This window comes from Tenacibaculum halocynthiae (genome assembly GCF_964512825.1).
Taxonomy (GTDB): domain Bacteria; phylum Bacteroidota; class Bacteroidia; order Flavobacteriales; family Flavobacteriaceae; genus Polaribacter; species Polaribacter halocynthiae.
In genome coordinates this window covers 75,044-101,743 of the sequence record NZ_CAZELG010000002.1, presented here as the reverse complement: position 1 = coordinate 101,743, position 26,700 = coordinate 75,044, and the positions used below count along the sequence as shown (strand labels likewise).

General features: G+C 28.2%; 24 protein-coding genes. 15 read left to right on the top strand and 9 right to left on the bottom strand.

What is annotated here, in order from left to right:
* Nucleotides 1-48 precede the first annotated feature (48 nt).
* Together ACKTTQ_RS00490 and ACKTTQ_RS00485 are read left to right on the top strand one after the other, a co-directional pair.
* The gene (locus ACKTTQ_RS00490; protein WP_299136835.1) at nucleotides 49-1,305 is read left to right on the top strand and encodes a sensor histidine kinase; all 1,257 of its coding nucleotides are present in this window, start codon (nucleotides 49-51) and stop codon (nucleotides 1,303-1,305) included.
* A 4-nt stretch (nucleotides 1,306-1,309) separates the two neighbouring features.
* On the top strand, nucleotides 1,310-2,008 hold the full coding sequence (locus tag ACKTTQ_RS00485; RefSeq protein WP_299136838.1) for a response regulator transcription factor: 699 nt from the start codon (nucleotides 1,310-1,312) through the stop codon (nucleotides 2,006-2,008).
* Between the two features lie 77 nt (nucleotides 2,009-2,085).
* On the opposite strand, the gene ACKTTQ_RS00480 is transcribed toward ACKTTQ_RS00485, so the two are convergent.
* Complete coding sequence (locus tag ACKTTQ_RS00480) at nucleotides 2,086-2,445, bottom strand: hypothetical protein (RefSeq protein WP_093868701.1); 360 nt, start codon at nucleotides 2,443-2,445, stop codon at nucleotides 2,086-2,088.
* A gap of 302 nt (nucleotides 2,446-2,747) precedes the next feature.
* Between ACKTTQ_RS00480 and ACKTTQ_RS00475 the strand changes: the two genes are divergently transcribed.
* The gene (locus ACKTTQ_RS00475; protein WP_408048137.1) at nucleotides 2,748-4,775 is read left to right on the top strand and encodes a ComEC/Rec2 family competence protein; all 2,028 of its coding nucleotides are present in this window, start codon (nucleotides 2,748-2,750) and stop codon (nucleotides 4,773-4,775) included.
* An 8-nt stretch (nucleotides 4,776-4,783) separates the two neighbouring features.
* On the opposite strand, the gene ACKTTQ_RS00470 is transcribed toward ACKTTQ_RS00475, so the two are convergent.
* The 4 genes from ACKTTQ_RS00470 to ACKTTQ_RS00455 all read right to left on the bottom strand — a co-directional run bounded on the left by ACKTTQ_RS00470 (nucleotide 4,784) and on the right by ACKTTQ_RS00455 (nucleotide 10,736).
* Nucleotides 4,784-5,302 carry a thioredoxin family protein gene (locus tag ACKTTQ_RS00470; protein ID WP_093868699.1) on the bottom strand — a complete coding sequence of 173 codons (519 nt, stop codon included), beginning with the start codon at nucleotides 5,300-5,302 and terminating at the stop codon, nucleotides 4,784-4,786.
* A 95-nt stretch (nucleotides 5,303-5,397) separates the two neighbouring features.
* The gene (locus ACKTTQ_RS00465) at nucleotides 5,398-6,948 is read right to left on the bottom strand and encodes a peptide MFS transporter (protein WP_093868698.1); all 1,551 of its coding nucleotides are present in this window, start codon (nucleotides 6,946-6,948) and stop codon (nucleotides 5,398-5,400) included.
* 73 nt (nucleotides 6,949-7,021) lie between these two features.
* Nucleotides 7,022-8,575 (bottom strand): peptide MFS transporter, encoded by a 1,554-nt coding sequence (locus ACKTTQ_RS00460; RefSeq protein WP_299136876.1) that lies wholly within the window; start codon nucleotides 8,573-8,575, stop codon nucleotides 7,022-7,024.
* A gap of 13 nt (nucleotides 8,576-8,588) precedes the next feature.
* Nucleotides 8,589-10,736, bottom strand: coding sequence for a S9 family peptidase (locus ACKTTQ_RS00455; protein ID WP_408048136.1), 2,148 nt, complete (start codon nucleotides 10,734-10,736; stop codon nucleotides 8,589-8,591).
* A gap of 146 nt (nucleotides 10,737-10,882) precedes the next feature.
* Here ACKTTQ_RS00455 and ACKTTQ_RS00450 point away from each other — a divergent pair, with 146 nt between their 5' ends.
* The 3 genes from ACKTTQ_RS00450 (at nucleotide 10,883) to ACKTTQ_RS00440 (ending at nucleotide 14,379) form a co-directional block, all read left to right on the top strand.
* Nucleotides 10,883-12,154, top strand: coding sequence for a hydroxymethylglutaryl-CoA reductase, degradative (locus ACKTTQ_RS00450; RefSeq protein ID WP_113786982.1), 1,272 nt, complete (start codon nucleotides 10,883-10,885; stop codon nucleotides 12,152-12,154).
* Between the two features lie 87 nt (nucleotides 12,155-12,241).
* Complete coding sequence (locus ACKTTQ_RS00445) at nucleotides 12,242-13,171, top strand: GYDIA family GHMP kinase (protein WP_408048135.1); 930 nt, start codon at nucleotides 12,242-12,244, stop codon at nucleotides 13,169-13,171.
* The gene (locus ACKTTQ_RS00440; protein ID WP_408048134.1) at nucleotides 13,168-14,379 is read left to right on the top strand and encodes a BaiN/RdsA family NAD(P)/FAD-dependent oxidoreductase; all 1,212 of its coding nucleotides are present in this window, start codon (nucleotides 13,168-13,170) and stop codon (nucleotides 14,377-14,379) included. Before ACKTTQ_RS00445 ends, ACKTTQ_RS00440 begins: the two co-directional genes overlap by 4 nt.
* Nucleotides 14,380-14,426: 47 nt before the next feature.
* On the opposite strand, the gene ACKTTQ_RS00435 is transcribed toward ACKTTQ_RS00440, so the two are convergent.
* The 4 genes from ACKTTQ_RS00435 to ACKTTQ_RS00420 form a co-directional block, all read right to left on the bottom strand.
* Nucleotides 14,427-14,714, bottom strand: a complete 288-nt coding sequence (locus ACKTTQ_RS00435; protein WP_113786980.1) for a hypothetical protein — start codon at nucleotides 14,712-14,714, stop codon at nucleotides 14,427-14,429.
* 22 nt (nucleotides 14,715-14,736) lie between these two features.
* Nucleotides 14,737-14,970 (bottom strand): hypothetical protein, encoded by a 234-nt coding sequence (locus ACKTTQ_RS00430; RefSeq protein ID WP_408048133.1) that lies wholly within the window; start codon nucleotides 14,968-14,970, stop codon nucleotides 14,737-14,739.
* A gap of 74 nt (nucleotides 14,971-15,044) precedes the next feature.
* A complete protein-coding gene (locus ACKTTQ_RS00425) occupies nucleotides 15,045-16,094 on the bottom strand; it encodes a serine hydrolase domain-containing protein (protein ID WP_408048132.1) in 1,050 nt (349 codons plus the stop codon).
* 34 nt (nucleotides 16,095-16,128) lie between these two features.
* Complete coding sequence (locus ACKTTQ_RS00420; RefSeq protein ID WP_299136893.1) at nucleotides 16,129-16,488, bottom strand: hypothetical protein; 360 nt, start codon at nucleotides 16,486-16,488, stop codon at nucleotides 16,129-16,131.
* Nucleotides 16,489-16,848: 360 nt separating this feature from the next.
* Between ACKTTQ_RS00420 and ACKTTQ_RS00415 the strand changes: the two genes are divergently transcribed.
* The 9 genes from ACKTTQ_RS00415 to ACKTTQ_RS00375 all read left to right on the top strand — a co-directional run bounded on the left by ACKTTQ_RS00415 (nucleotide 16,849) and on the right by ACKTTQ_RS00375 (nucleotide 26,699).
* Nucleotides 16,849-17,760, top strand: a complete 912-nt coding sequence (locus ACKTTQ_RS00415) for a sensor histidine kinase (protein WP_233487155.1) — start codon at nucleotides 16,849-16,851, stop codon at nucleotides 17,758-17,760.
* Nucleotides 17,753-18,469: a LytR/AlgR family response regulator transcription factor gene (locus tag ACKTTQ_RS00410; protein ID WP_408048131.1), complete on the top strand. Its 717-nt coding sequence runs from the start codon at nucleotides 17,753-17,755 to the stop codon at nucleotides 18,467-18,469. Before ACKTTQ_RS00415 ends, ACKTTQ_RS00410 begins: the two co-directional genes overlap by 8 nt.
* Nucleotides 18,470-18,503: 34 nt before the next feature.
* The gene (locus ACKTTQ_RS00405) at nucleotides 18,504-19,583 is read left to right on the top strand and encodes a diphosphomevalonate/mevalonate 3,5-bisphosphate decarboxylase family protein (RefSeq protein WP_408048130.1); all 1,080 of its coding nucleotides are present in this window, start codon (nucleotides 18,504-18,506) and stop codon (nucleotides 19,581-19,583) included.
* Nucleotides 19,584-19,602: 19 nt separating this feature from the next.
* The gene (locus tag ACKTTQ_RS00400; RefSeq protein ID WP_093868686.1) at nucleotides 19,603-20,097 is read left to right on the top strand and encodes a toxin-antitoxin system YwqK family antitoxin; all 495 of its coding nucleotides are present in this window, start codon (nucleotides 19,603-19,605) and stop codon (nucleotides 20,095-20,097) included.
* 53 nt (nucleotides 20,098-20,150) lie between these two features.
* The gene (locus tag ACKTTQ_RS00395; protein WP_093868685.1) at nucleotides 20,151-21,077 is read left to right on the top strand and encodes a mevalonate kinase family protein; all 927 of its coding nucleotides are present in this window, start codon (nucleotides 20,151-20,153) and stop codon (nucleotides 21,075-21,077) included.
* A 14-nt stretch (nucleotides 21,078-21,091) separates the two neighbouring features.
* Complete coding sequence (locus tag ACKTTQ_RS00390; RefSeq protein WP_093868684.1) at nucleotides 21,092-22,009, top strand: geranylgeranylglycerol-phosphate geranylgeranyltransferase; 918 nt, start codon at nucleotides 21,092-21,094, stop codon at nucleotides 22,007-22,009.
* A gap of 46 nt (nucleotides 22,010-22,055) precedes the next feature.
* Nucleotides 22,056-22,895 carry a pseudouridine synthase gene (locus ACKTTQ_RS00385; RefSeq protein WP_176974317.1) on the top strand — a complete coding sequence of 280 codons (840 nt, stop codon included), beginning with the start codon at nucleotides 22,056-22,058 and terminating at the stop codon, nucleotides 22,893-22,895.
* A 272-nt stretch (nucleotides 22,896-23,167) separates the two neighbouring features.
* Nucleotides 23,168-26,083 (top strand): ligand-binding sensor domain-containing protein, encoded by a 2,916-nt coding sequence (locus tag ACKTTQ_RS00380; RefSeq protein ID WP_408048129.1) that lies wholly within the window; start codon nucleotides 23,168-23,170, stop codon nucleotides 26,081-26,083.
* Complete coding sequence (locus tag ACKTTQ_RS00375) at nucleotides 26,076-26,699, top strand: response regulator (protein WP_113786972.1); 624 nt, start codon at nucleotides 26,076-26,078, stop codon at nucleotides 26,697-26,699. Before ACKTTQ_RS00380 ends, ACKTTQ_RS00375 begins: the two co-directional genes overlap by 8 nt.
* Nucleotide 26,700: the final 1 nt, after the last annotated feature.

Genomic DNA, 26,700 nt, shown 5'->3' with positions numbered 1-26,700 from the left:
AAATGTAAATTACAAGTAACCAAACAAGAATTAATGTAACTTTGTTATATGTCATCAAAAACAATACGAACTATTTTATTTTTAATGTTGCTAACTATATTTGGATTATTTATAACTCAGGTATATTGGTTTAAAAAATCTTTTTCTTTAGAAGGAAGACAGTTTGATGAAAAAATAAACATTGCTCTTAGAAATGTTGCAAATACACTACTAATATTAGATAATAACAATTTATCGAAAATTCCTCCGATTTCAAAAACTGCCTCTAATGAATATTATATAAAAACCAACAGTTATTATAACTTAGCTACTTTGGATAGTTGCATTAGAAAGGAATTTTTACTAAGAAATATAAATGTAAATTTTGATTATTCTATTGTAAAAGCTAAAAATCAAGAACTTATTTTAGGAAACACTATAACAAACTTATTTGACGATCCAAGTATTGCTTGTATTGGAAGAATGGATGATAAAGAAAACCTTGATTTCAAAATTCGTATTAATAACAAAACTTCGCATTTATTAAATTCAATGGGAATATGGTTATACTCTTCCATTAGTTTATTAATACTATTAGCGGTTTTTACATTTATAATACTTTCTATTATTAAAGAAAAAAAACTAGCTATGCTAAAAAAAGATTTTGTGAATAACATGACGCATGAACTAAAAACCCCTATAACCAATATCTCAGTTGCTTCTGATGCAATTAGAAACAGAAATGATATGGATAATCAAAAGCTAAAAAAATATGCTGATATAATATATAATGAAAACACTAGGCTACATAATCTCGTTGATACCGTTTTACAAATTTCAACTATAGAAAAAAAAGAGGAATCTCTTTCATTCAAAATTATTGATTTACATACCATTATTAATAATGTAATTACTAGTTTTCAACCATTAATTCAAGAAAAAGAAGGTAGTCTTAAATCAAAACTAAATGCAAATCAATACCTTATTAATGCTGATGAAACTCATTTAACAAATGTAATTTATAATTTAATTGAAAACGCTATAAAGTATTCCAAAAACTATCCTGAAATAATACTTACAACAAAAAATGAAAAGGATGGCATTTTCATTGAAATTAAAGATAAAGGTATTGGAATGAGTAAAGAAACTCAACAACGCATTTTTGAAAAATTTTTCAGAGCTGAATCTGGAAACATTCATAACACCAAAGGTTATGGTTTAGGTCTAAACTATGTCAAAATTATTATTGAAAAACATTTAGGAAACATTACCTTTAAAAGTACAAGAAATGTAGGAAGCTGTTTTAAAATTTATTTACCTATTTAAATTTATGAATATCCAAAAACGTATTTTACTTATTGAAGATGATGAAAGTATGGGCTTTTTATTAAAAGACAGTCTTGAAGGATATAATTTTCACGTAACTCATTTAACAAATGGATTACCAGCTTTACCTTTATTAAAAAAACAATCTTTTGATTTATGTTTATTAGATGTAATGATGCCAAAAATAGATGGTTTTAGTTTGTCTTCCGAAATTAGATCTTTTAACCTAGACATTCCTATTATATTTTTAACTGCTAAATCAATGAAAGAAGATAAAATAAAAGGGTTTAAAGTTGGTGCTGATGATTATGTAACTAAACCTTTTAGCATAGAGGAATTAGTATTAAGGATAAAAGCTATTTTAAAAAGGGGGAAGATTACTAATTTAACCAATGAGTCAATAAATTTTGATGCTTATTCTTTAGATATTACTAATTTAATATTGCATACTCAACAAGAAAGTATTCAGTTAACTCAAAAAGAAGCTGATCTTTTATCATTATTCGTTAAAAACCCAAATACATTACTTAGAAGAGAATATATTTTAAAATCGATATGGGAAGATGATAGTTATTTTTTAGGTAGGAGTTTAGATGTTTTTATTTCAAAATTACGCAAGTACTTTAAAGAAACATCTTCAATTAAAATAAGTAACATTCATGGTACCGGTTATAAGTTTGTAATTTTAGATTCATCTTTATAATTATATTAATTTAAAAGCAACTACATGTATATGCAGTTGCTTCTTAATTTAATTAAAGTTTATTAAAAACTTATTTTTTAGCATTTACCAAATGTTTGGCTAATTACAGTTACCCCCCCAATAACAACAGAAAGTTTAACACCTGTAGGAATTCCCCAAGTTGTACAAATACCTATACATGCCTTACCTGCAGTTCCGTTTGGAATACTAACAGGAATACTAAAACAATGTTTTCCAAAACCTAAAGGTAATTTTATACAAATCTTGTGATTTTCAACTGTAACTGACACACATTGTGCACTTACAAACAAATCTCCTCCTTTAGTTGTATCAAAACTAGCATTTGCTGCTTTTAATTCTCCGCCGCCATGTGTGTTTCTTGCTGCTTCTAGCGCTTGTTCAATTGCTTCATCATCGAACGAATAAAATGTTCCCATATTTTTTATGTTTAAGTTAGTTTCTTACTCTTTTTAAAGGATTTTCAGACTTCTCCTTGGTAATAAAAAAGATGTAGCTACTTCTAATTTTTACTTAACCATTAATAAACTTAAGCTTATCAACACTGTAAATATCTGCATTACGCTCCCTTAAACTTCCAAAAACACCGCGACCGATTATTATAATGCTATCAACATTATAAAATACTTCGCAAACGAAAAAAGATAAATTAATTAATTGCAATTGTAAGATCAAAAAGGTTTTTGTCGATTAAAAAAGAAAAGATTAATTTTACCTAGCTATGAAAAAATTACTTGGTTACCCACCATTTCACTACCTCTTATGCTTAATTTTTGGAATAACTTTACAGTTTCATTTCAAAATATGGAGTTATAGTTTTTTTAAACTGTTTTTAACTTCCATACTATTAAGCTTGATTTTACTTATTTTTAAAAAAAATAAGTATGCTGTTGGATTTAAATTTATATCTCTTTTTACTTTCCTCTTCTTAGGGATTACATCAGTATATATTCAAAACCCTAAAAACTATTCAAATTATTTTATAAAACATGTAAACAATAATTCTTATACTACTATAACAGTTACTAAAAAATTAAAATCTAATACTTATTTTGATAAATATATTGGCTCCATTAATTATGTTGATAAAAAAGAAGTTAAAGGAAATGTTTTAATAAATATAAAGAAAGACAGTTCTTTACAATTATTAAAAATCAACGATCAAATAGTAATAAAACCTATTTTTAAAGAATTATCCTCTCCTTTAAACCCTTATCAATTTAATTACAAAGACTATCTCTCAAAACAATATATATATCATCAAATATCTATCAGTAAGAAACACTATAAAATTACAACAAACAAAAAGTTTTCAATAGTTCGGTATTCAAATAGTTTTCGAGAAAAGATTCAAACTTCTTTAAAAAAACAAGTTTTTTCAAAAGACGTATATGCCATTATCAATGCCTTATTACTTGGTCAACGTCAAGATATATCAAAAAAAATTATTGCAAATTACACAAACGCTGGTGCCATACATTTACTAGCTATATCAGGATTACATATTGGTATCATTTTGTTAATACTCTTAAATATACTAAAACCATTACATTATTTTAAACACGGTACTCGTCTAAAAACCCTTAGTATAATACTCGTTTTATGGTGGTTCGCTTTTATTGCTGGTTTGTCTGCATCAGTAGTTAGAGCAGTTACCATGTTTACTTTTATTGCAATTGCAGAACTATTTAAAAAGAAAAGTATCATAGAACATTCACTTATAAGCTCCATGTTTTTATTACTTCTTATAAAACCTTTATTTTTATTCGATATTGGTTTCCAATTAAGTTATATTGCTGTTTTTGGAATTGTTTGGATTCAACCATTACTTTATAAGATTTGGCATCCTAAATTTTCATTATTAAATAAAATATGGAAATTATTTACAGTCTCAATTGCTGCACAACTAGCTATTTTACCAATTAGCTTATATTATTTTCATCAATTCCCCTCTTTATTTATCCTTTCTAATTTAATTATAATACCCTTCCTTGGTAGTATTTTATTCTTTGGTATTATAATTATGCTACTATCTACTTTAGATTTACTGCCAACCTTCTTAGCTAAAATCTATAACTATAGCATTCAATACATGAATAATTTTATGGAATGGATTGCAAATCAAGAAGACTTTTTACTGACAGAAATACCTATGTCTCTTTTACAAGCATTTTTATGGTATACTTTTATAATTTTTTCTTTTCAGCTCTTTTTAAAACCTACTACAAGAAAAATAATTTATACTTTACTTTCAATTAGTCTGCTACAATCTACTTATTTAGTAGAAAAACACAAAAGTGAATCGAGGAATGAATTTGTCATTTTTCATAAAAATCAACACTCAATAATTGGGGAACAAAAAAAAGGAAAACTTCTCATTTATCATGACTCTTTAAAAGTATTAAATATCACTAATGAAAAATTAGTAAAAGCATATCGTATTGAAAAAAATATTAATACAATTTATAAAAACACTATCCCTTCAATGTTTTTAACAAAAAAAGATACTATTATGATAATTGATAAACTCGGTATTTACAATGTTAAAAACCTTAAAAACTGTATTGTTTTATTAATAGACAATCCAAAAATAAATTTATCTCGTTTAATCAAACAAGTAAAACCAAAATTAATTATAGCTGATGGCAGTAATTATAAAAGTTATACTAATCAATACAGGCTAACTTGTAAGAAACAAAAAACACCCTTTTGGAGTACTTACCAAAAGGGTGCTTATATATTAAATTAGTTCTTTAACTATATAGAACTTTTAAAGTTTTCAGAAAAATCTTTCCATTTTGTAGTTTTATAATTTTCACCTGAAAAGAAGGCTAATATTTTTTCAAAACGTTGTTCAGCTAAATAGCCAGGAACATTTTGTATGAGTTGTTTATCTTTATTTAAAAAAGCTGTTGATGGGTAACTAAGTTTTCCATTCATTATTGCCGCAGCTAGTTCATGATATCCTCTCCTACCTTGTGCTTTATAGGTAAATTTTCTTCCTTGGTAGTTTATATCTCTCTTCTCTTCTCCATTTAATTTTACAGCATAATAATTTTCATTAATATACTTTACAATTACTTCATTCTTATAAGTAGTTTTATCCATTTTCTTACACCATCCGCACCAATCGGTATAAATATCAATTAAAATAGGCTTCGGGTTTTTCTCATTTTTCTCTATGGCTTCTTCAAAAGTTAACCATTTAACCTTGTTTTGTGCTTTAACACTTATAGAAGCTACTACTAAAACTACTACTATTATAAAATTTCTCATACTCCGTTTGTCTCAATAAGTATTCCAAATTTACAAAAAAACCTGTTAATTTTTTCAAACTAACAGGTTATATATTTTTCTACTGATAAAAATTATTATCGAATACCGTGCATTAATTTCTTAATTAATGGATTTAACACCAAAAAGATTATCCCAACTGCTCCAGGGATTATAGTAAATATTAAAAAGAAAAAGGACATAGAATATTGCTCTACAATAGGATCTATATAACTACCTACTTTAGCAGCAATAAAATTACCTAAGGCATTTACTAAATACCATATTCCGAACATCATACCTATTTTTTTTGCAGGCACTAATTTTGACACATAAGAAAGTCCTACTGGAGACACACATAATTCTCCCATAGTGTGAAATAAATATGCTAATACAAGCCAAATTAAACTTACAGATGCTGTTTTAGCTCCTTGAGGAATAGCACTAGAACCATAAGCTAAAGCACCAAATCCAATAGCTAAAAGTACCATTCCGATTCCGAATTTTACTGCCGCAGATGGATTAAACTTACTTTCCCACCATTTAGAAAATAGTGGAGCTAAGAAAATAATAAACAATGAGTTTAATATTAAAAACCAAGATGCCTCAATTTCTGCATTTTGCTGAGGAATGATTACACTTAATTTCCATATTACTATTGCCCAAATACTCACAAAGCTAATACCTAAAACTATATTAGATAAAGATATTTTTTTAAATGTTTGTCCAAATAATTTTAACAATACCCAAGAAATAATAATTAAAGGCACTGTTGAAACTAAAACATCTACAATTTTGAATATAACTGCAGAATTACCTGTTAAAGCTCTTTGTGTATAATCTCTTGCGAAAATGTTCATAGATCCACTTGCTTGTTCAAAAGCTGCCCAAAAAAACACTGTGAAAAAAGCTAAAATACCAACTACTATGTATCTATCTCTTTGAACATTATTAGGAACTTTTTCTTCTTCAATAACCTCAACATTTTCAATAGCGTCTGATAAATCCACTTTTTTACTTGGTGCATTTCCTATATTTTCAAAAATGTCTCTACCAAACCAAAATTGTAAAGTTCCTAAAAACATAAAAATACCGGCAAGCCCGAATCCCCATGAATAACTTAAATTATTCGCTAAAAAACCACATAGAAGAACTCCTAAGAAACCACCAGCATTTACTCCCATATAAAAAATGGTAAAAGCCCCATCTTTTCTTTCCGGGTATTTGTCATATAAACCACTTACTATTGAAGTAACGTTTGGCTTAAACAAACCATTACCTATAATCAAAAGACCTATACCTAAATACAGTGTCATTTCTGTTTCTAAAGCCATAGCTGCATGCCCCAATGTCATTGCCAAAGCTCCAAGCGCTACTGCTTTTTGATATCCTAAAAACTTATCTGCAATGATACCTCCAATTAAAGGTGTTAAATAAACAGAACTTGTATAAATACCTAATAATCCTAAGGCACGTTCTCTAGTCCATTCCCAGCCACCATCAGAAAATGATGCTGTTAAAAACAATACAAATATTGCACGCATTCCATAATATGAAAAGCGTTCCCACATTTCAGTAAAAAACAAAACAAACAGTGCTGGTTTATGTCCTAAAAGACTAAACTCATTAGATTTCAATGTTGTACTCATAAATATTTATTTAATTTATAAACAAAACAAACCTCATAATATTTCTATTATGAGGTTGTTAAATATATTTTTATTAATTATCAGCTAATTCAAATCCTTCTGCTTCTTCTTGCTTTAAATCCCTTTCTTTCTCTTCAGCTCCATGCGTTAAACGTTTTAAAGGTTTTAATATTAAAATAAATAAACCACCGATTAAAACAGTAAAAATTAATATTCCAGAAAAAATAGTTAACTCACCATAATCAGAAGCTGATTCTCCTACTATCCCTGCTACTTTATTACCTAAACCTGTAGCTGCAAAATAAACCCCCATCATTAAAGCTGCATATTTTACTGGTGCTAACTTAGTAATAAAAGAAAGTGCTACTGGAGAAATACATAATTCACCTAACGTATGAAATAAATACGCTAATACTAACCATAACATGCTAGATGTTCCAGATTTCTCGAACTCCATAGCTGCAAAAACCATAAAAAGGAAACCAAATCCCATTATAATAATACCTAAAGCCATTTTAAATAAAGAAGAAGCTTCTTTTGATTTCAGCTTTCTATTAGCCCAAAAACCAGCAACCCCAGTTGCAAATAAAATAATAAAACCAGCATTTAAACTTTGAAACATTACTGTTGGAATTTCCCAACCAAAAAGAACTCTATTTGTATTTGTTTCTGTATATAAGTTCATTAATCCTCCAGCTTGCTCAAATGCTCCCCAAAAAATAATAACCATAATAAAAGATAATAAAAGAACTAAAAAACGATCTTTAAAAACCTGAGTTTCTAATTCTTTATAAATCATCATTAACAATGCAGTAATAGCTGTTAAAAACAAAAATAACATTCCATAACCCCATCCTAACTTATACCATCCAAACGCAGATGCCGCTAATAAAACTACAGTAAAAACCAACTGTTTAGGTGAACTAAACAGCTTTGAATATAACTTCCCGTAAGATATTGAGTTCTCATCATTTTTACTTGGCACGAAATTACCTACTTCTTTTAAATACTTTTGTCCATAAACATAGTTTATTAATCCTAATACCATTACAATACCTGCTAAACCAAAACCTGCATGCCATCCCCATTTTGCAACTACTAATCCTATTACCATCGTTGCTAAAAGAGAACCTAAATTTATTCCTATATAAAAAATAGAAAATCCTTTATCTCTTCTAATATCTCCTTCTTTATATAATCCTCCAACCATAGTTGAAATATTTGGTTTTAATAAACCAACTCCTAAAATAACTAACCCTAACCCTGTATAGAAAGCCCAAGTATCTGTCATTATTAGAACTCCATGACCTAGGCACAAAATAATTGCCCCTAATAATACCGATCTTTTTTGTCCAAGTAATTTATCTGCAATCATACCTCCGGGTATAGACATTACATATACCAACATGGTATACCAACCATATAAAGCTAAAGCTTCTTTACTTGTCCAACCTAACCCTGCTCCTCTTGGATCATCTCCCATTGCAGAAGTAGTCATATATAAAACTAATAAAGCTCTCATTCCATAATATGAAAACCGTTCCCACATTTCGGTTAGAAACAGGATATATAAACCTACTGGTTGCCCAAATAATTCTTTTTCATGCGGCTGTTTTACTGTACTCATGTTTGTTAGATTTTTATAAGTTGTTTTTAATAAAATTTGTCATTTTAGTATATAAATGTAAACGTGTATTGCCACCATAAATTCCGTGGTTTTTATCTGGATACATTGCCCAATCAAATTGTTTATTAGCTTGAATTAAAGCCTCTGCCATACGTGTAGCATTTTGTACATGTACATTATCATCTCCTGTACCATGAACTAATAAATATTTTCCTTTTAATAATTCAGGATAGTTCAATGGTGAATTATCATCATACCCTGTTGGATTTTCTTCAGGAGTACGCATATAACGTTCAGTATATATTGTATCATAAAAACGCCATGTTGTTACTGGAGCAACTGCTATTGCTGCTGCAAAAACGTCATTCCCTTTTAAAATACAATTGGTACTCATATGACCACCAAAAGACCATCCCCAAATTCCAATTCTATTTGCATCTACATATGAAAGTTTTGCTAACTCTTTAGCAACCGCAATCTGATCTTCAGTTTCATGCTTTACTAAATTCATATAAGTAACTTTCTTAAAATCTCTACCTTTATAACCTGTACCTCTTCCATCAACACATACAACAATATACCCATTTTGAGCTAGCATTTGGTGCCAGTAATCATTCGAACCATTCCATCTATTAGCTACATTTTGAGATCCTGGCCCAGAATATTGATACATTAAAACAGGGTACTTTTTATTTGCATCAAAATTTGATGGTTTAATTGTATACATGTTTAAATCATTCCCATTTATGGATATTGTTGAGAATTCTTTTTTACTAAGATTGTATTGAGTAATAGTTTGCTTTAAACTTGCATTATCTTTAATTGTTTTTAAAACTTTACCTCCTTTATTCCTTAATGTATACACCTGTGGAGTATTAGCATCAGAAAACGTATTGATAAAGTAATTCATATTTTTACTAAAAGAAGCACCATTAGTTCCTGAAGGATTACTTAGTAACTTTTTGTTATCTCCTTTTAATGAAACACTATATACCCCTCTATTAATTGATCCGTTTTCTACAGATTGATAATAAATAGTTTTTTCTTTAGCATTATACCCGTAATAAGAAGTTACTTCCCAATTACCTTTAGTTACTTGATTTATTAATTTACCTTTATTATCATAATGATAAATATGGTTATACCCATCTTTTTCACTAGTCCAAATAAAGCTATTATCATCTAAAAAAGTTAAATCGTCAGTAACATCAACATAAGCCTTATCTGTTTCATTAAGTATTAATGTACTAGCAAATGTGTTAGCATTAACAAAATACATTTTCAAATCATTTTGATGACGATTTAATGTACGTACAGCTAATAAATTTGAATCTTTAGTCCAATTAATTCTTGGAATGTATTCATATTCTCCAAAAACTATTTCTGCAGTTTTATTAGTGCTTAATGAAAAAATATGCAATGAAACTTTTGCATTTTTTTCTCCAGCTTTCGGATATTTAAAAACATGTTGAGTTGGATATTTCCCTTTACCATACACATCCATAGAAAATGTTTTCACTTTGCTTTCATCAAAACGTAAGTATGCAAGGTTTTTACTATCTGAACTCCACTCAAAAGCTTTTACAAAACCAAATTCTTCTTCATATACCCAATCAGTAATACCATTAATAATTTCATTTTTCTTTCCACTACTTGTTATTTTAAAAACAGTTTCATTTTCAGAAAAATCTTTAATGTATAAGTTATTATCCTTAGCGTATGCTATTTTTTTACTATCTGGTGAAAAAGTAGGTCTTTGTATATCTTCTCCTATTAATGATATTTTTTTTGAAGCAATATCATATAAGTAAAATGTACCTAAAAAAGAACGACGAAATATTGGTTTAAAGCTGGTACCTAAAATCAATTTAGTTTCGTCGTTATTAAATTTATAAGATTGAATGTATTTTAATTCATTTAAATCTTTACTATCAACAATTGTGGCTATTTTCTCTAATGTTTCATAACTGTACTTATCTACAGTTGAACTTTCTTTTGAATAATTTAAAAGGGAGTAAAAATCTCCATTCATTGAGTTTAAAGAATTCATATAATCAGCTCTAAACGTGCCTTTTCGCCATATATCCTCTAAAGAAATATCTTTTTTCTGAGCTTGTATAAACGTAGAAACTCCAATAAAAAATATTAACAGTTTTTTCATATTTAGTTGTTGTTTAAGTAAAAAGTTTGCCAAGTTTACGGAAAATTCATTAAATTCTGAGTTAAAAACCTTAGAAATATACATTATGAAAGCTATTTTAATAGGATTCATTTATCTTTGACCCCATTAAAAAACAAAAACAAAGAATGCCTAAAGTTATTTCTGGATTTTCTAAACTTTCTAAAGAAGACAAAATAGATTGGTTAGCTAAAAATTTTTTTAACAATCAAAATGAAACTATAAATGTTATAAAACAGTATTGGAATGACAATTCTAAGCTACAACAACTTCATGATGATTTTATAGAGAATACAATCACTAACTTTTATATGCCCTATGGTATTGCTCCTAACTTTATTATTAACAATAAAGAATACGTAATACCTATGGTAGTTGAAGAAAGTTCTGTAGTTGCTGCTGCTTCTCTTGTAGCTAAATTCTGGAGTACACGTGGAGGTTTTAAAACAACAGTTATTTCAACAACTAAAATTGGTCAAGTTCATTTTATGTTTGCTGGTAATAAAAAAGAAATCACTAGTTATTTTAATGAACAAAAATCTAAATTAAGAGAAGTAACTTCCTCTATTACCAAAAACATGGAAAAAAGAGGTGGTGGTATTTTAGATATTGAATTAATTGACAAAACCAAGCAACTTGATAACTACTATCAATTGCATGTTACTTTTGAAACCAAAGATTCAATGGGAGCTAATTTTATTAACTCTTGTTTAGAAGCTATGGCTAATCAATTTAAAAGACATGACATTGAAATAGTTATGAGTATTTTATCTAACTATGTTCCTGAATGTATTGTTAAATCTGAAGTTTCATGCTTAATTCCTGATTTAGGAGGAGAGAATCCTGAGAAGTTTGCTAAGAAATTTGAACAAGCCGTTAAAATAGCAGAAATTGAACCTTTTAGAGCTGTTACTCATAACAAAGGAATCATGAATGGTATTGACGCAGTTGTTTTAGCTACAGGAAATGATTTCAGAGCTATTGAAGCTGGTGCCCATGCATATGCCTCTAAAGATGGATGTTATAAAAGCCTAACTCACTGTGAAGTAAAAAATGGTATTTTTAAATTTTGGATAGAAATACCTTTGGCTGTTGGAACAGTTGGTGGATTAACAGCTTTACATCCTATGGCTAAACTATCACTAGATATGTTAAACAGGCCATCAGCACGAGAGTTAATGGAAGTAATGGCGACCGCTGGTTTAGCTCAAAATTTTGCAGCTCTAAGAGCTCTTACTACTAAAGGAATTCAGCATGGTCATATGAAAATGCACTTAATGAACATTCTAAATCAATTAGGAGCAACTGCTGAAGAAAAAAACACAATTGCTAAAAAATTTGAAAACGTAACTGTTTCTCATAGTGCAGTAGTGGAAGCTTTCAATAAATTAAGAGAATAGAAAGAATATGTCAACTCGAGTGGAGTCGAGAAGTCATATATTAATAATATAAAAAAGGTTTCGACTCCGCTCGACCTAATACTTGTTTTGAAAAAATTTTACTCAAACGGAAAGTTATTATTAACTGGTGAATACCTTGTTTTAGACGGCGCAAATGCATTAGCTATTCCTACAAAATTTGGCCAAGATTTAACAATACAACCAATTAACGAACCTCAACTCATTTGGGGCAGTTTTACCAACGAAGGCAATTGTTGGTTTGAGGCTACGTTTAACATTTCTAAACTACGTTTAACCTCAGCTACATTTGATTCCAATAAAGAAGGAGGGGCTGAATTTATAGCAGAAACGCTTCTAAATATTTTAAAAGAGGCTAAAAAATTAAACCCTGATTTTTTAAATATCGAAAATGGATTGATTGTAAAAACAAATTTATCATTTCCTAAAAACTGGGGGCTAGGAAGCTCTTCAACACTAATTAACAATATTGCTTCTTGGGCAAATGTAGACCCTTTCATGTTGTTATGGAATGCTTTTTCTGGAAGTGGTTATGACATTGCTTGTGCCAAACATAATACTCCAATTATATATACTCTTAATAACGGAATACCTTCAATTAAGGAAACTCAATTCGTACCAAGTTATGCTGATGAATTATTTTTTGTGCATTTAAACCAAAAACAAAACAGTAGAGAAGGTATTGCTCAATATAAACAATACAAAGAAGAAGCAAAACTTCTAATTCCAGAAATAAACAAGTTAACTCAAGAATTTTTAGAAGCTTATTCTACTGAAAAATTAAATAGTATTATTATAGAACACGAGCACATTATAAGTTCTATTATTAAACAAGAACCGGTTAAAAAACGTCTATTTTCTGATTATTTTGGAGAAATTAAAAGTTTAGGTGCCTGGGGTGGTGATTTTGTTTTAGCTACTGGAGGTAAAAACACCCCTAAATATTTTAAAAATAAAGGGTTCAATACAATTTTACCTTTTAAAGAAATGGCTTTATGAAAAAAGTAATAATTATAGGTGGAGGTGCTGCGGGTTTTTTTACAGCCATAAATGCAAAAGAGCTAAATCCCAATTTAGACATTACTATTTTAGAAAAAGGAAAAGAAGTTTTACAAAAAGTAAAAATATCTGGTGGTGGACGTTGCAATGTTACCCATGCTTGTTTTGAACCAAAAGAGCTAACTAAATTTTATCCTAGAGGAGAAAAAGAATTATTAGGTCCTTTTCATAAATTTATGACTGGTGATACATTTGAGTGGTTTGAGAATCATGGAGTTCCTTTAAAAATAGAAAATGACAACCGTGTTTTCCCTGAGGCAAATACATCTCAAGCTATTATAGATTGTTTTACTAATGCTGTTAATAACCTAGGTATTAAAGTATTTAAAAACCATGGTGTAACTTCAATTCAAAAACAAGAATCTATCTGGACTATCAACACTAAAGAACGTCAATTTAAAGCAGATGTTCTAGTAATTGCAGCCGGTAGTAGTAAAAAAATATGGGAGATGTCTGAAAATCTAGGGCATTCAATAATTAACACTGTTCCTTCTTTATTTACTTTTAACATTAAAGATTCTAGAATAATAGATTTAGGCGGCGTTGCTGTTCCAAATGCAGAAGTTAGTATTGCCAAAACTAAACTAGAAAGCTCGGGTCCATTATTAATTACTCACTGGGGATTAAGTGGTCCTGCGATATTAAAGCTATCTGCTTTTGGTGCTCGTATTTTAGCTGATAAAAACTATCAGTATAATGTTATTGTTAATTGGTTAGGAATTGATGCAGATACAGTTTTTGAAAAACTCCTTGAATTAAAAAATACCAATGCTAAGAAACAAGTTATTTTAAAATCACCATTTCCAGATATTCCTCGTCGCTTATGGGAACGTTTAGTTATAGCTTCAGCTATTAAAAACAACCAAAACTGGGCAGATATCAGTAATAAACATCTTCAAAACTTAACAAATCAATTAACCAACGGGTTATTTAATGCAAATGGGCGCACTACTTTCAAGGAAGAATTTGTTACTGCTGGCGGTATTGATTTAAAACAAATTGACTTTAAACGTTTTGAAAGCAAACTACATCAAAATTTATTTTTTGTAGGTGAAACATTAAATATAGATGCTGTTACTGGAGGATTTAACTTTCAAAATGCTTGGACGGGTGGTTATATATGTGCTAAATCTATCTCAGAAAAATAAATAAAAATATAAAGGTCAAAATAAAATTATTTTGACCTTTATATTTTTTAATCTTCCTCTTCATAACAGTTAAAAACGATAGAATACCCATACTCTAGAGCTTCCGTATACAACTCTTTCTGCTCTTCATCTACATCATCAATAGAATCAAGTGTGAAATATTCGTCTTCTATCTCAGTAACTTTCCATCCTTCATCTTTAATATAAAAATTTGCTAATTTTAATGCGCCTTGAATATCCTTATAATCAATATACAAACTTACATACGCTCCTATTACTTCATCATAATGCTCAGATGATTTTTTAGGTTTTGCTAAGGCATTTATTAAATACATATTATTTGATTTTTTTATTTGTTTAAGCTATTTCTCCTCTGTGAGGTTTTAAGGCATCTCTAAATGTTTTCATATCTGATTCATTGACTATAATAAAAGCTATAGTATGTAAATCATTTAATTGGTTATACCCAACTTCATGATAATTCAAGCTATCAATTTGGGCAAATTCTTTTAAATGAACACAATGGTGTTTAGCAGTTTCTAATCCGTCAGGACCCTTAAAGTCCCATATAAGTTTTATTTTTCTATCCACAATTATAATTTAAACCACAAAAATACCTAATTCTAAATTGAATTAGGTATGCAATTATATTAACTAATTAAATATTAGTTGCTTTTTTGAGTTATTGTATACTTATAAGCTTTGAAAATCTTAAGTAATTTTTGACTATGAGAACCCGAAGATGCATTAAAAGTAAAACAAATTGTAAGTTTTAATTTTGGCATATATGCAGCTATTGAACGAAAACCATCAATTGCTCCATCATGACCATAAACCACTAAATCATTAAATTCATTAACTGAAATACCCATACCCATTTCTTCTTTAGGTGTGGTCATTAATTTTAAACTTTCTTTTGAAATCAATTTACCTGTAAAAAGAGCATTATAAAAAACACTTACTTCTTTTGCATTAGAAATAACACCACCTGCTCCCATTGTTCCTGTTAAATTGGTGTGGAAAGTAATTGGATGCCATTTACCATTTTCAGGATAATAACACATTGCTTCATTTTTAGAAAAATCAATATCTTTTCCAAAATCTGTTCTTTTTAAATTTAACTTGTCAATAATTCGATGATTAACAATTTCACCAAATGTTTTCTTATCTATGTTTTCAGCAATATAAGCAAGTAAGATATAGTTAGAATTAGAATATTCTAATTTAGAATTTGGTTTAAATAAACTAGCTTTACTTTTTATTTTAGTTATCATTTCATTCCTACTTCTAGGTTCACTTATCCAAACTTCAAAATTTTTATCTGTTGTAATATTATAAATACCACTTCTATGATATAACATATCAGAAATTGTAATATTTTCTGAATTTGGAATTTCTGGAAAATATTGACTTAAAGAATTTTTTAATGATAATTTCCCTTCATCTAGTAATTGTAAAATAATGGTAGCTGTAAATGTTTTACTGATAGAACCAATTCTAAACTTAGTTTCAGCATTGTTCTTTTTATCAAGTTCAATATTAGCGTATCCAATAGATTTTTCATAAAAATTATTTCCATTTTTTAAAATAGAAACAGTACCCATTGCCTCATTTTCTTTTTCAAAACTTTTTAATAATTCATTTAAGTTTTGGCTTTTAGTACAGCTCACAAAAAAGCATAAAGCTCCGAAGAATAAAAAAATTCTTTTTTTCATAATATAATAAGTTTTGTATGTGATTAGTTATTAACTAGTGTTGTTTTTTTAAGTTTAAAGCTATAAGCCCTACTCTAACAATTAAAAATACTAACATTCCAAAAGTGGGACTTAACAATGCTTCTTTTAAACCAACTGCTAAAACTGAATGATGTATTCCTGTAGCTATTGAAATCGAATCAAAAGCCCAAATCATATTTATCATAAACCCTAAAAATCCCCAAACCAAAGTAAACAAACTTAAATGTCCTATTATTTTTTGTTTTTTGCCTTTTTTATCACCATCCATAAAAGATTTTATAAGTAAGATTATACACAAAATTAACAATATCATCATTGGATACATAAATTCAGGTCCTCCTTCATATAATATATTCATAAATAAGAAATTCATAGTTTTAAGTTTTTTAAGTTATTATGTTTCAAATCTAAAAATAGTTTATTGTTCTTTTTTTAGATTGCGACGATTGAATGTTTTACAAAGACAAACTACTAATTGAAGCTTATATAGCAACGTTATTAATCTTATATGCAATATCACGTCTTTATTTTGAATTTCATCGCAAAAAACAATGCATTTAAATAAAAAAGGTATTATTGTACTCTTATGAAAAAATATTTTTCGTTAGTTAAAATCTTAATTAATATCTTAATACACTTGTTATTCTGGATTGGTGTGTACTTTTTTTATACTTATTTTTTAGGATATGGTAGTAGCAATATAAAATATGTAAACAAATTTTCATTCTATTTAATGCCTATAACAATTGTAATAGGTTATTATTTTTATTTTTATTTAATTCCTAATTATCTACTTTCAAAAAAACAATATTTCTTTTTATTATATACAGTATACTCTTTAATAATCTCTTTTTTTCTTATCTTATTTTCAGTTTTTTATGGAGTTATTTTTTCAGCTAGTTTAACTCCAGAAAACTCAATACCTTTAACTAAAAGTCTCCCAATAATAATCTTAGGTGTTTATTTTGTTATACTTATTGTTATAATGCTAGGTTTAATAGCACATCATTATAAATCAACATTAAAAAATGAAGATTTAAAAAACAAATTTCTAGAAACACAATTACAACTTAAAGAACAGGAGTTAAAGTTTTTGAAAATGCAAATCCATCCACATTTTTTATTCAACACACTTAATACTCTATATGGTTTCACACTAAAAAAAGCAGATGAAGCTCCAGATATGATTCTAAAGTTATCTAATCTATTAGATTATATCTTATATCAAGTAGAAAAACCTAAAGTTTTATTGTCTGACGAAATTCAACATATTGAAGATTATGTTTCTTTAGAGAAAATGCGCTTCCAAGAGCGTTTAATCATTGATTTTCAAAAGGAAACATATAATAATCATGTTCAAATTTCTCCAATGCTCTTATTACCTTTTGTTGAAAATGCTTTTAAACATGGTAGTCAAAAGAATGGCGCACTAGAAATATCTATCTTTTTAAAAACAACCAATTCTGAATTAATTTTTGATATTTACAACACAGCAAAAAATGAGAATATTAAAAAAGGAGGAATTGGATTAGAAAACATAAAAAAAAGATTAAATATGGTTTATAAAGATAAATTTGATTTATCAACTTCTTTCTCAAATAATCTCTTTACAGCCCAATTAAAAATACTACTTAAGAATGAATAGGAAAGTTAATTGTATTATTGTTGACGATGAGCCAATGGCTCGTGAAATACTAGTAACTTATATTACAAGAATCACAAATTTAAACCTTATTAAAAGTTGCTCAAGTGCCATAGAAGCATTAAACTTAATAAATGATAAAAATGTTGACTTACTTTTTCTAGACATTAACATGCCAGAAATATCAGGGCTATCATTAGCTAAATCTACTCATAAAAAAACAAAAATAATTTTTACTACTGCCTATCGTGAATATGCAGCAGACGGATTTGACTTACAGGCTATTGATTACTTATTAAAGCCAATAGCCTTTGATAGGTTTCTTCAAGCTGTTAATAAATTTCTTGAAATTCCATCTACTTTAAAAAATCACCCCATAGAAAACAAATCATTCACAAATAACAATTTTATTTTTGTTCGAGTAGATAGAAAAATGCTTAAAATAGATTTTGATTCTATTCTTTACATAGAAAGCTTAAGTGACTATATTAAAATCCACACCAAAAACAAAATGATAGTTACTAGAGAAACCATTACTAATATCCAGACCAAATTACCAACTACTTCATTTTTACGAATACACCGTTCTTTTATCATTTCAATTTCATCTATTAATTCTTACACTAATGAATACATAGAGATTAATAAAAAAGCAATTCCAATTAGTCGTAGCTATAAAGAAGAGGTCTTGAATAAATTAAATTCTATTTAGTGTTAAACAATTATCTTTGTCAAAATTTTTGACATTGAACATATCTGATTTTATATTTAAGGAGACTAGAAATACAATAGAAAAGGCAACGTACACTTGGAAAACACCGAGTAATATAGCCTTAGTTAAATATTGGGGAAAAACAGAACCTCAACTACCTAAAAATGCTTCTATTAGTTTTACGCTAAATAATTGTCATACAATTACTACTATTGAGTTTACAAAAACAAAAAAAGTTACTGAAGCTAACTTTGAATTATATTTTGAAGGAAATAAAAAAGATGACTTTAAACCAAAAATAGCTAAGTTTTTCAGTAGAATTGAAAAATACTGCCCTTATATTTTAGAATATTCAATGGTTATCAATTCAGAAAACTCATTCCCTCACAGTAGTGGGATTGCTTCATCAGCAAGTGGAATGAGTGCTATAGCTATGTGTTTAATGAGTTTAGAAAAAGAGTTAACGCCTAGCTTATCATTAGAGTGTTTAAATAAAAAAGCTTCTTTTTTAGCTCGTTTAGGTTCAGGAAGTGCAAGTAGAAGTATTGAAGGGCCAATGGTTGTTTGGGGTGAACATCCAAAAATAAAAGGTAGCTCTGATTTATTTGGTATCAAATTTCCATACGAAGTACACCCTATTTTTAAAGATTATCAAGATAGTATTTTATTAGTTGATAAAGGTGAAAAACAAGTATCTAGTACTGTTGGTCATAACTTAATGCATAATCACCCATATGCAGAGCAACGCTTTAAACAAGCAAATGAGAACTTAGATAAATTATCTATAATATTACAAGAAGGAAACATTAAAGAGTTCATTAATTTAGTAGAAAGTGAAGCATTAACACTACATGCAATGATGCTCACAAGTAACCCTTACTTTATATTAATGAAACCTAACACTTTAGAAATAATTAATAAGATCTGGGAATACAGATTAGCCACTAAAAGTAATATTTGCTTTACCTTAGATGCAGGCGCAAACGTGCATATTCTCTACCCAAAAGCTGAAAAACAAGCAGTTGAAGATTTTATAAAAACTGATTTGTTAAAATATTGCCAAAAAAATCAGTATATTTGTGATAATACGGGGTTAGGTGCACAAACCTCATAAATTTAATTCCCTTAATATTATGAAAACTTCAACATTACTTATCGTAGTGTTTGTTGGGTTTTTTACTTTATCATTAACAGCCCAGGAAACAGTATGGTTCGACGCCAATTGGCAAAAGACAACTAAGGACAAAGGCGAGTACTATCGTCCATCACCAAAAAAAATTAAAAATGGTTACTGGATAATAGATTACTTTGAAAACGGACAAGTGCAAATGGAAGGATTTAGCACTACTAAAGAGTCGGGAGAAGAGCATTTTGATGGATTAGTAACTTACTTTCATTCAAATGGTAAAACATGGCATAAAGCCAATTATGTAAACGGTAAACTTCATGGAGTTCGTAAAGTTTTTTACAAAACTGGCGAGCTCAAAGAACAAGGTAAATATAAAGAAGGCAAACGAGAAGGTATTTGGAAGGTTTATTACAAAAACGGTAAAATAAAAGAGAAAGGCAAATACAAAAACAACAAAAAAGCAGGTGTTTGGAAAACTTTTTACAAAAACGTTTACTAATAAATTGTAAACTAGACCTTTTACTTGTACTTTTGCATTATAATTAAACATCTATGAAAGGACCTTTATTTTATGCAAAGATTTTACTCTTCGGAGAATATGGTATCATTAAAGATTCTAAAGGATTAGCAATTCCTTTTAACTCTTATAAAGGTGCTTTAAAATCTGCTAAAAACTTAACAGGAGAAGCAAAGAAATCAAACGAAAGTTTAGCTAATTTCTATAATTACTTAGTTAACTTATCTTCTGATGAAGTTTCTTTTGATGTTGAAAGTCTTAAAAATGACATTGACAACGGAATGTATTTTGACTCATCAATCCCTCAAGGATACGGAGTTGGAAGTTCTGGTGCGTTAGTTGCTTCTATTTATGACAAATATGCAAATAACAAGATTACAGTTTTAGAAAACTTAACTAGAGATAAGCTTTTAACCTTAAAACAAACTTTTTCTTTAATGGAGTCTTTTTTCCATGGTAAAAGTTCTGGGTTAGATCCTTTAAACTCTTATTTAAGTTTACCTATTTTAATCAACTCTAAAGAAAATATAGAGGCTACTGGCATACCTTCTCAGAAAGAAGGAAAGGGAGCTGTTTTCTTATTAGATTCAGAACAAATAGGAGAAACTGAACCTATGGTTAACATTTTCATGAATAAAATGAAAAATGAAGGCTTTAGAAAAATGTTAAGTGAAGAATTCTCTATTCATACTGATGCTTGTATAGATGATTTTTTACAAGGAAACATTAAATCATTATTTGGAAACGTAAAAAAATTATCCAAAGTTGTATTCACTAACTTTAAACCTATGATACCTACTGCATTTCATAGAGTTTGGGAAAAAGGAATACAAACAAACGATTACTACCTGAAACTTTGCGGATCAGGTGGAGGTGGATACATTTTAGGTTTCACTAAAGATTTTGAAAAGGCTAAAAGCAGTTTAAAAGACTATAAGTTAGAATTAGTGTATCGTTTTTAAATGATTTTGTTGCGATGAGTACCCCCAAAGCAAACTCACTTTTTTATAAATTATTTAGTCTCTTATCTGTAATTAGAGGATATAACATATTAGTATTAGTAGCAGCCCAATATTTGGCTGCTATTTTTATTTTTTCAGAAAAAAAATCACTTAAACTTGTTATTTTTGATTCGCACTTATTTTACCTAGTACTTGCTACTATTTGTATTGTTGCATCTGGATATATCATTAATAATTTTTACGATGTTAAAGCTGATAGGATTAATAGACCCATTAAAACTGGATTAGATTCTTACGTAAAGCAAGAAACAAAACTTTCTTTATATTTTTTATTAAACTTTATTGGTTTCTGTTTTGGCTGGCTTGTTTCATGGCGTGCAGCTTTCTTTTTTGCCTTCTACATCTTTGCTATTTGGCTTTATTCCCATAAACTAAAAAAACATCCATTAATTGGTTTAGTAACCGCTACTATTCTAACCATACTTCCCTTTTTTTCAATTTTTATTCATTTTAAAAATTTTTCAAAAGTAATTTTCATACATGCTTTTTTTCTTTTTTTAGTTATTATGGTTCGTGAAATCATTAAGGATTTGGAAAACATTAAAGGAGCAATTGCAAATAACTACAACACTTTTCCTGTAAAGTATGGAGAACGCAACGCAAAAAAAACAATTATTTTATTGTTAGTTTTAACATTAATACCTGTAGCTATTTTATTCAATTACCCCGCAATAACTTATATGAAATATTATTTTTATTTAGCTTCTTTCATATTAATTTTTGTTGGTTTTTATACCTTTAAAGCATCTCAAAAAAACCAATATCGATTATTACACAACATTTTGAAACTCTTATTATTAATAGGTGTTTTTAGCCTACTTTTCATTGACAAAACATTAATATTAGACAAAGTGGTTAATGTTCTAGATTAAAAATCAAATAATTAACGTACATTTGCCCGCATTTTAAAAAGCAATTATGAATTCAAAAAACTCGTCGAGAGGACGACAAGCTGGAAGTAACAGCAATCCTCAAAGTAAAGGTCAATTTAAAAAAGATTTTAGAAAACCAAAACCTACGAATAAACCTTCACAAAAAAAGAGTGAAAGCACGGGTATTCGTTTAAACAAATACATTTCTAACTCAGGTATTTGTTCACGTAGAGAAGCTGATACATATATTGAACATGGTAGTGTTACTATAAACGGTAAACTAGTAACTGAAATGGGATATAAGGTACAACCGAATGACGAAGTTCGTTTTGACGGTACACTTATTTCTATGGAAAAGAAACGTTATATTATTTTAAACAAGCCTAAAAACTATATTACAACTATGGAAGATGACCGTGGTAGAAAAACGGTTATGGAGTTGATAAACAATGCTACTAAAGAAAGAATTTATCCGGTTGGCAGATTAGATAGAAATACTACTGGATTGTTACTTTTTACTAATGATGGTGAATTAGCAAAAAAACTAACTCATCCAAAACATAACGTTCGTAAACTTTATCATGCTTCATTAGATAAAAAACTAACCATGTCTGATTTAGAAAAATTAAGAGGAGAAGTTATTATTGAAGGTAGAAAAGTTTTTATTGACGCAGTATCTTACGTTCAAGGTGAGAAGAAAACTGAAGTAGGTATTGAAATACACTCAGGAAGAAACCGTATTGTTCGTAAAATATTTGAACATTTTGGATATACCGTTACAAAGCTAGACCGTGTTGTTTTTGCAGGTATGACAAAAAAGAATTTACCTCGAGGTAGATGGCGTGAATTAACACAATTAGAAGTTAACAACTTACAAATGTTATAAAATATTTACAAAAGTGTTGAAAGTTAAAACTTCAACACTTTTTTTTTAAAATAACAATCAAAAAAACCGAGCTATTACACTCGGTTTTTAATTACTGCATTTACCCCTTCATTTTAAATACAGCTAGAAAAAACTTTACTCAATTTATATTTTTCAAACACATAATTATAAAGCTTCAAAAGTAGTTCTACACTACCTTTATTAACTCACCCATAAAGGGTGATTTTAAGTCTCTTTTTTTACAGATATTTGTATCCCCATTTTAAATCAACATGCTGAAAAAAATAGCTTCTACAAAAAAAATACTTCTAACAACATTTGTAGTTAGTTTATTTGTAGCAGTTAGCTACTCACAACAACCCGTATACAAACACTATACAGCTGAAAACGGATTACCTCATGATATAACCTATCAAATTATACAAGACAAACAAGGACATATATGGATAGGAACTGATGATGGATTAACAAAATTTAATGGCTCTGAATTTACTAATTACACTTATGAAAACGGCTTACATTCTAATTTTGTAATAGATATTTTTGAAGAAAATTCTAATAAATATTTATTAGCGACTTGGGGAGCAGGTATACATCAATTAAAAAATGATAGTATTAAACTTATACCTCAAGAAAACAATAAGGTTACCAAAGTAAGAAACGTATATAAGCTTAATGATTCTATTATTTTTGGAGATTTCAGTAACAGTTTATACTTATACAACACTAAACGTAACTGGAAAAAAACGGCCATAATAATAGAAGATTCTATTCTCAAAAAACCTAAAATAAGTTTTAAGAAAGCTTCTAGGCAATCAAAATCATACTCTTTTAGTGAAACATTTCTTAATAATAAATTATTTTTATTTGCTTCTGGAAATAGAAATACTCCGAAAACCATTAAACCTTTAAAAGGAATTTTTGTTTTTGATGGTTATTCTTTAAAAAAAAATAAATACTCAAAACTAAATTCTAGGGAAGTCCATTCAATAACCATATCTAGTAACTATTTGTTTGCTGCTTCACACAACCATGTATTTGTTTTTAACGAAAAAAAATCACTGGTTTCACAAAAAAAAATACCTATTAAAAATGAAATAATAATTCAACTTAAAGTTATAAATCAAAAATTATATTTTGTTTCTAAAAATTATAAAGATGGTACACAAAAAATTTATATGTATGATTGGGACAATAACTTACTAACAAATCTTTCTCAAAAACTTGCTATAAACAGTTTAATTTCAGACTTTTTATTTGACTTAGGAAAAAACCTTTGGATAACAACTTATGGTCAAGGCGTTTACTTTCTACCAAGAACTACTAATACTTTTTTTGGTAAAGAAGTATTTATTAACCCAGATTTAAAAGATATAACCAATACAAATAACAACTTAATTGTTTTGGCCACTAATATGATTTATGAATTCACTAACAATCATATTACATCTAAAAAAGTAGTACCAACACATGCTGAAGCACTACAAATTAATAAAAGGAAAAGAAAAATCACCATCATTTCATCTTTATTCAACCCTAATCAAAAACATCTAGGAACAAATAATATATCCTATAAACATTCAAAATGTTTTAATTTTAACATTGATTCTACTTTAATTGAACTAAAGGGAAACCTGTTTAGTTCAACAAAAAAAGGAATCAATACAAAAACAGTTATAAATAAAATTCACGATTCCTACATAAGAACTGCCTCATTATATAACAATTCAATTATAGCATTATACGGAAAAGGAGGTATTATAAATATTACTCCTCCTTTTAAAAATGAAATTACTTCTTGGAATAGAATAAATAAAAAGTTTACTAACGGAGTTTTTAGTGATCTATACATACAAAAAGATACTGCTTGGGTAGCAAGCAATATGGGATTATTTAAGGTAACCCCTAAAAAAACCATTAGATTTACAACTAAACAAGGATTACTAAGCAATCATATAAATGACATCCATATAGATTCTCATGGCGTTTTATGGGTTGCTACTCAAAAAGGGCTAAACGTATTTACAAATAATTTATTTCTAAGTATTGAGAAAGAACTTGGACAACAGTCTACTTTTGTTACTAAAATCACTGAACAAAATAACCACATATATGTTACTGGCAACAGAGGCCTTTTTAAATTTAATAATATTAAACCTTTTTCCTCTCAATGCAATACTAAACTTCTAGTAAAGCAGAATAAAAGCAGCTTTTATCTTAATACTATTAATTACATTAACCCTAAATCAATAACCCTTGCCTATCAACTAAATGATAATCCTTGGATAAAAACATCAAGTAACAATTTAGATTTTAAAAACACAAAGCAAGGCAAATACAATATCAAATTTAGGTTCAAAGACAGCCTTAGTAATTGGAAATACTCAAAATCTTATCAGTTTAAAATAACCTATCCTTGGCATCAACAAACATGGTTTTACGTAACAATTACAGTACTACTTCTCGGTGCAATTGTATTATTATTGATCTATGTATTACAAAAGAGTATAAAAAAGAATAAAAAACTTAACAAAAACATTGAAGAAAAAGAAAAACTTCAAAAAGCTTTAAAAGAAGTTAGAAAAAATGTTGCAAGAGATTTTCACGATGAACTAGGTAACAAATTAGCCAGCATTTCAATAACTTCAAACTTATTAACAGACACAAACTACAAAAAAGACATAGAAACTCAAGAAAAAAAGCTAAAACAAATAAAAAAAGATGCCGATTATTTATACCACGGGATGAAAGATTTTGTTTGGGCTTTAGACCATAAAAATGATGATTTACAACAGCTCCAAGTATATTTAAATGATTTTGGTGAAAGCTTATTTGAAAACTCAACTATTAGATTTTACTCCAATCACAACTTAAGCAATCAAAAAATAGAACTTCCATTTTATTGGAGTAAACAATTGGTTTTAATTTTTAAAGAAGCCATGACTAATTCTTTAAAACACAGTTATGCTACAAAAGTATTTTTAACTTTCAATATTCAAAAAAATATTTTAAAAATCATTTTAGAAGACAATGGAAAGAGTTTTAATATTAACAAGTTAAAACGAATAAATGGAATTCAAAACATGAAGTTCAGAGCAGAATCGTTAAATCAAAAAATTCATATCTACACTAAAAATGGTGTGAAAATAATTTTTACAGGAACCCTTAATAATCTAAAAAATGAATAAACTAAACATAATAATTATTGAAGATCACGAAAGTATTTTAGAATCTTTTAAAGAAATAATTAACTCTTCTGATAAATTTAAAGTTACGGGCGCTTTTTTATCTGGTGAAAAAGCTATTGAATTCATCAACAATAAAAATAGTGCTGACATTATGCTTGTAGACATACAACTGGGAGGTATCAATGGAATAGAAACTATTAAAGAAATTAAAAAGAAAAAACCTTCAATTTTACCAATTATAATTTCAGTTCATGAAAATTCTAAGTTTATTTTTGATGCACTATGTGCAGGAGCTGTAGGTTACCTTAATAAAAATATTTCACCAAAAGAACTAATTACTGCTCTAGAACAAACCTGTAGTGGAGGTGCACCAATGAGCAGTAATATAGCTAGAAAAGTTGTAGAGTCTTTTCAATTACCACATGAAAAAGAATTATCAGAGAGAGAAAATGAAGTATTAACATTACTTTCTAAAGGAAAGAGTTACGCTTCTATTGCTGACGAATTATTTCTTTCTATTAATACTATAAAAACACATACAAGAAACATTTACGAGAAACTTCAAGTTAATAGTAAAAAAGAAATCATGGATAAATATGGTGAAAAAACAAAATAAG

Coding starts and splice junctions, on each gene's coding strand:
- ACKTTQ_RS00470 (WP_093868699.1), bottom strand. CDS start 5,302: ATGAGAAATTTTATAATAGTAGTAGTTTTAGTAGTAGCTTCTATAAGT.
- ACKTTQ_RS00425 (WP_408048132.1), bottom strand. CDS start 16,094: ATGAAAAAAAGAATTTTTTTATTCTTCGGAGCTTTATGCTTTTTTGTG.
- ACKTTQ_RS00415 (WP_233487155.1), top strand. CDS start 16,849: ATGCCTATAACAATTGTAATAGGTTATTATTTTTATTTTTATTTAATT.
- ACKTTQ_RS00395 (WP_093868685.1), top strand. CDS start 20,151: ATGAAAGGACCTTTATTTTATGCAAAGATTTTACTCTTCGGAGAATAT.
- ACKTTQ_RS00490 (WP_299136835.1), top strand. CDS start 49: ATGTCATCAAAAACAATACGAACTATTTTATTTTTAATGTTGCTAACT.
- ACKTTQ_RS00465 (WP_093868698.1), bottom strand. CDS start 6,948: ATGAGTACAACATTGAAATCTAATGAGTTTAGTCTTTTAGGACATAAA.
- ACKTTQ_RS00390 (WP_093868684.1), top strand. CDS start 21,092: ATGAGTACCCCCAAAGCAAACTCACTTTTTTATAAATTATTTAGTCTC.
- ACKTTQ_RS00375 (WP_113786972.1), top strand. CDS start 26,076: ATGAATAAACTAAACATAATAATTATTGAAGATCACGAAAGTATTTTA.
- ACKTTQ_RS00435 (WP_113786980.1), bottom strand. CDS start 14,714: ATGTATTTAATAAATGCCTTAGCAAAACCTAAAAAATCATCTGAGCAT.
- ACKTTQ_RS00410 (WP_408048131.1), top strand. CDS start 17,753: ATGAATAGGAAAGTTAATTGTATTATTGTTGACGATGAGCCAATGGCT.
- ACKTTQ_RS00385 (WP_176974317.1), top strand. CDS start 22,056: ATGAATTCAAAAAACTCGTCGAGAGGACGACAAGCTGGAAGTAACAGC.
- ACKTTQ_RS00450 (WP_113786982.1), top strand. CDS start 10,883: ATGCCTAAAGTTATTTCTGGATTTTCTAAACTTTCTAAAGAAGACAAA.
- ACKTTQ_RS00460 (WP_299136876.1), bottom strand. CDS start 8,575: ATGAGTACAGTAAAACAGCCGCATGAAAAAGAATTATTTGGGCAACCA.
- ACKTTQ_RS00485 (WP_299136838.1), top strand. CDS start 1,310: ATGAATATCCAAAAACGTATTTTACTTATTGAAGATGATGAAAGTATG.
- ACKTTQ_RS00475 (WP_408048137.1), top strand. CDS start 2,748: ATGAAAAAATTACTTGGTTACCCACCATTTCACTACCTCTTATGCTTA.
- ACKTTQ_RS00400 (WP_093868686.1), top strand. CDS start 19,603: ATGAAAACTTCAACATTACTTATCGTAGTGTTTGTTGGGTTTTTTACT.
- ACKTTQ_RS00420 (WP_299136893.1), bottom strand. CDS start 16,488: ATGAATTTCTTATTTATGAATATATTATATGAAGGAGGACCTGAATTT.
- ACKTTQ_RS00380 (WP_408048129.1), top strand. CDS start 23,168: ATGCTGAAAAAAATAGCTTCTACAAAAAAAATACTTCTAACAACATTT.
- ACKTTQ_RS00480 (WP_093868701.1), bottom strand. CDS start 2,445: ATGGGAACATTTTATTCGTTCGATGATGAAGCAATTGAACAAGCGCTA.
- ACKTTQ_RS00440 (WP_408048134.1), top strand. CDS start 13,168: ATGAAAAAAGTAATAATTATAGGTGGAGGTGCTGCGGGTTTTTTTACA.
- ACKTTQ_RS00455 (WP_408048136.1), bottom strand. CDS start 10,736: ATGAAAAAACTGTTAATATTTTTTATTGGAGTTTCTACGTTTATACAA.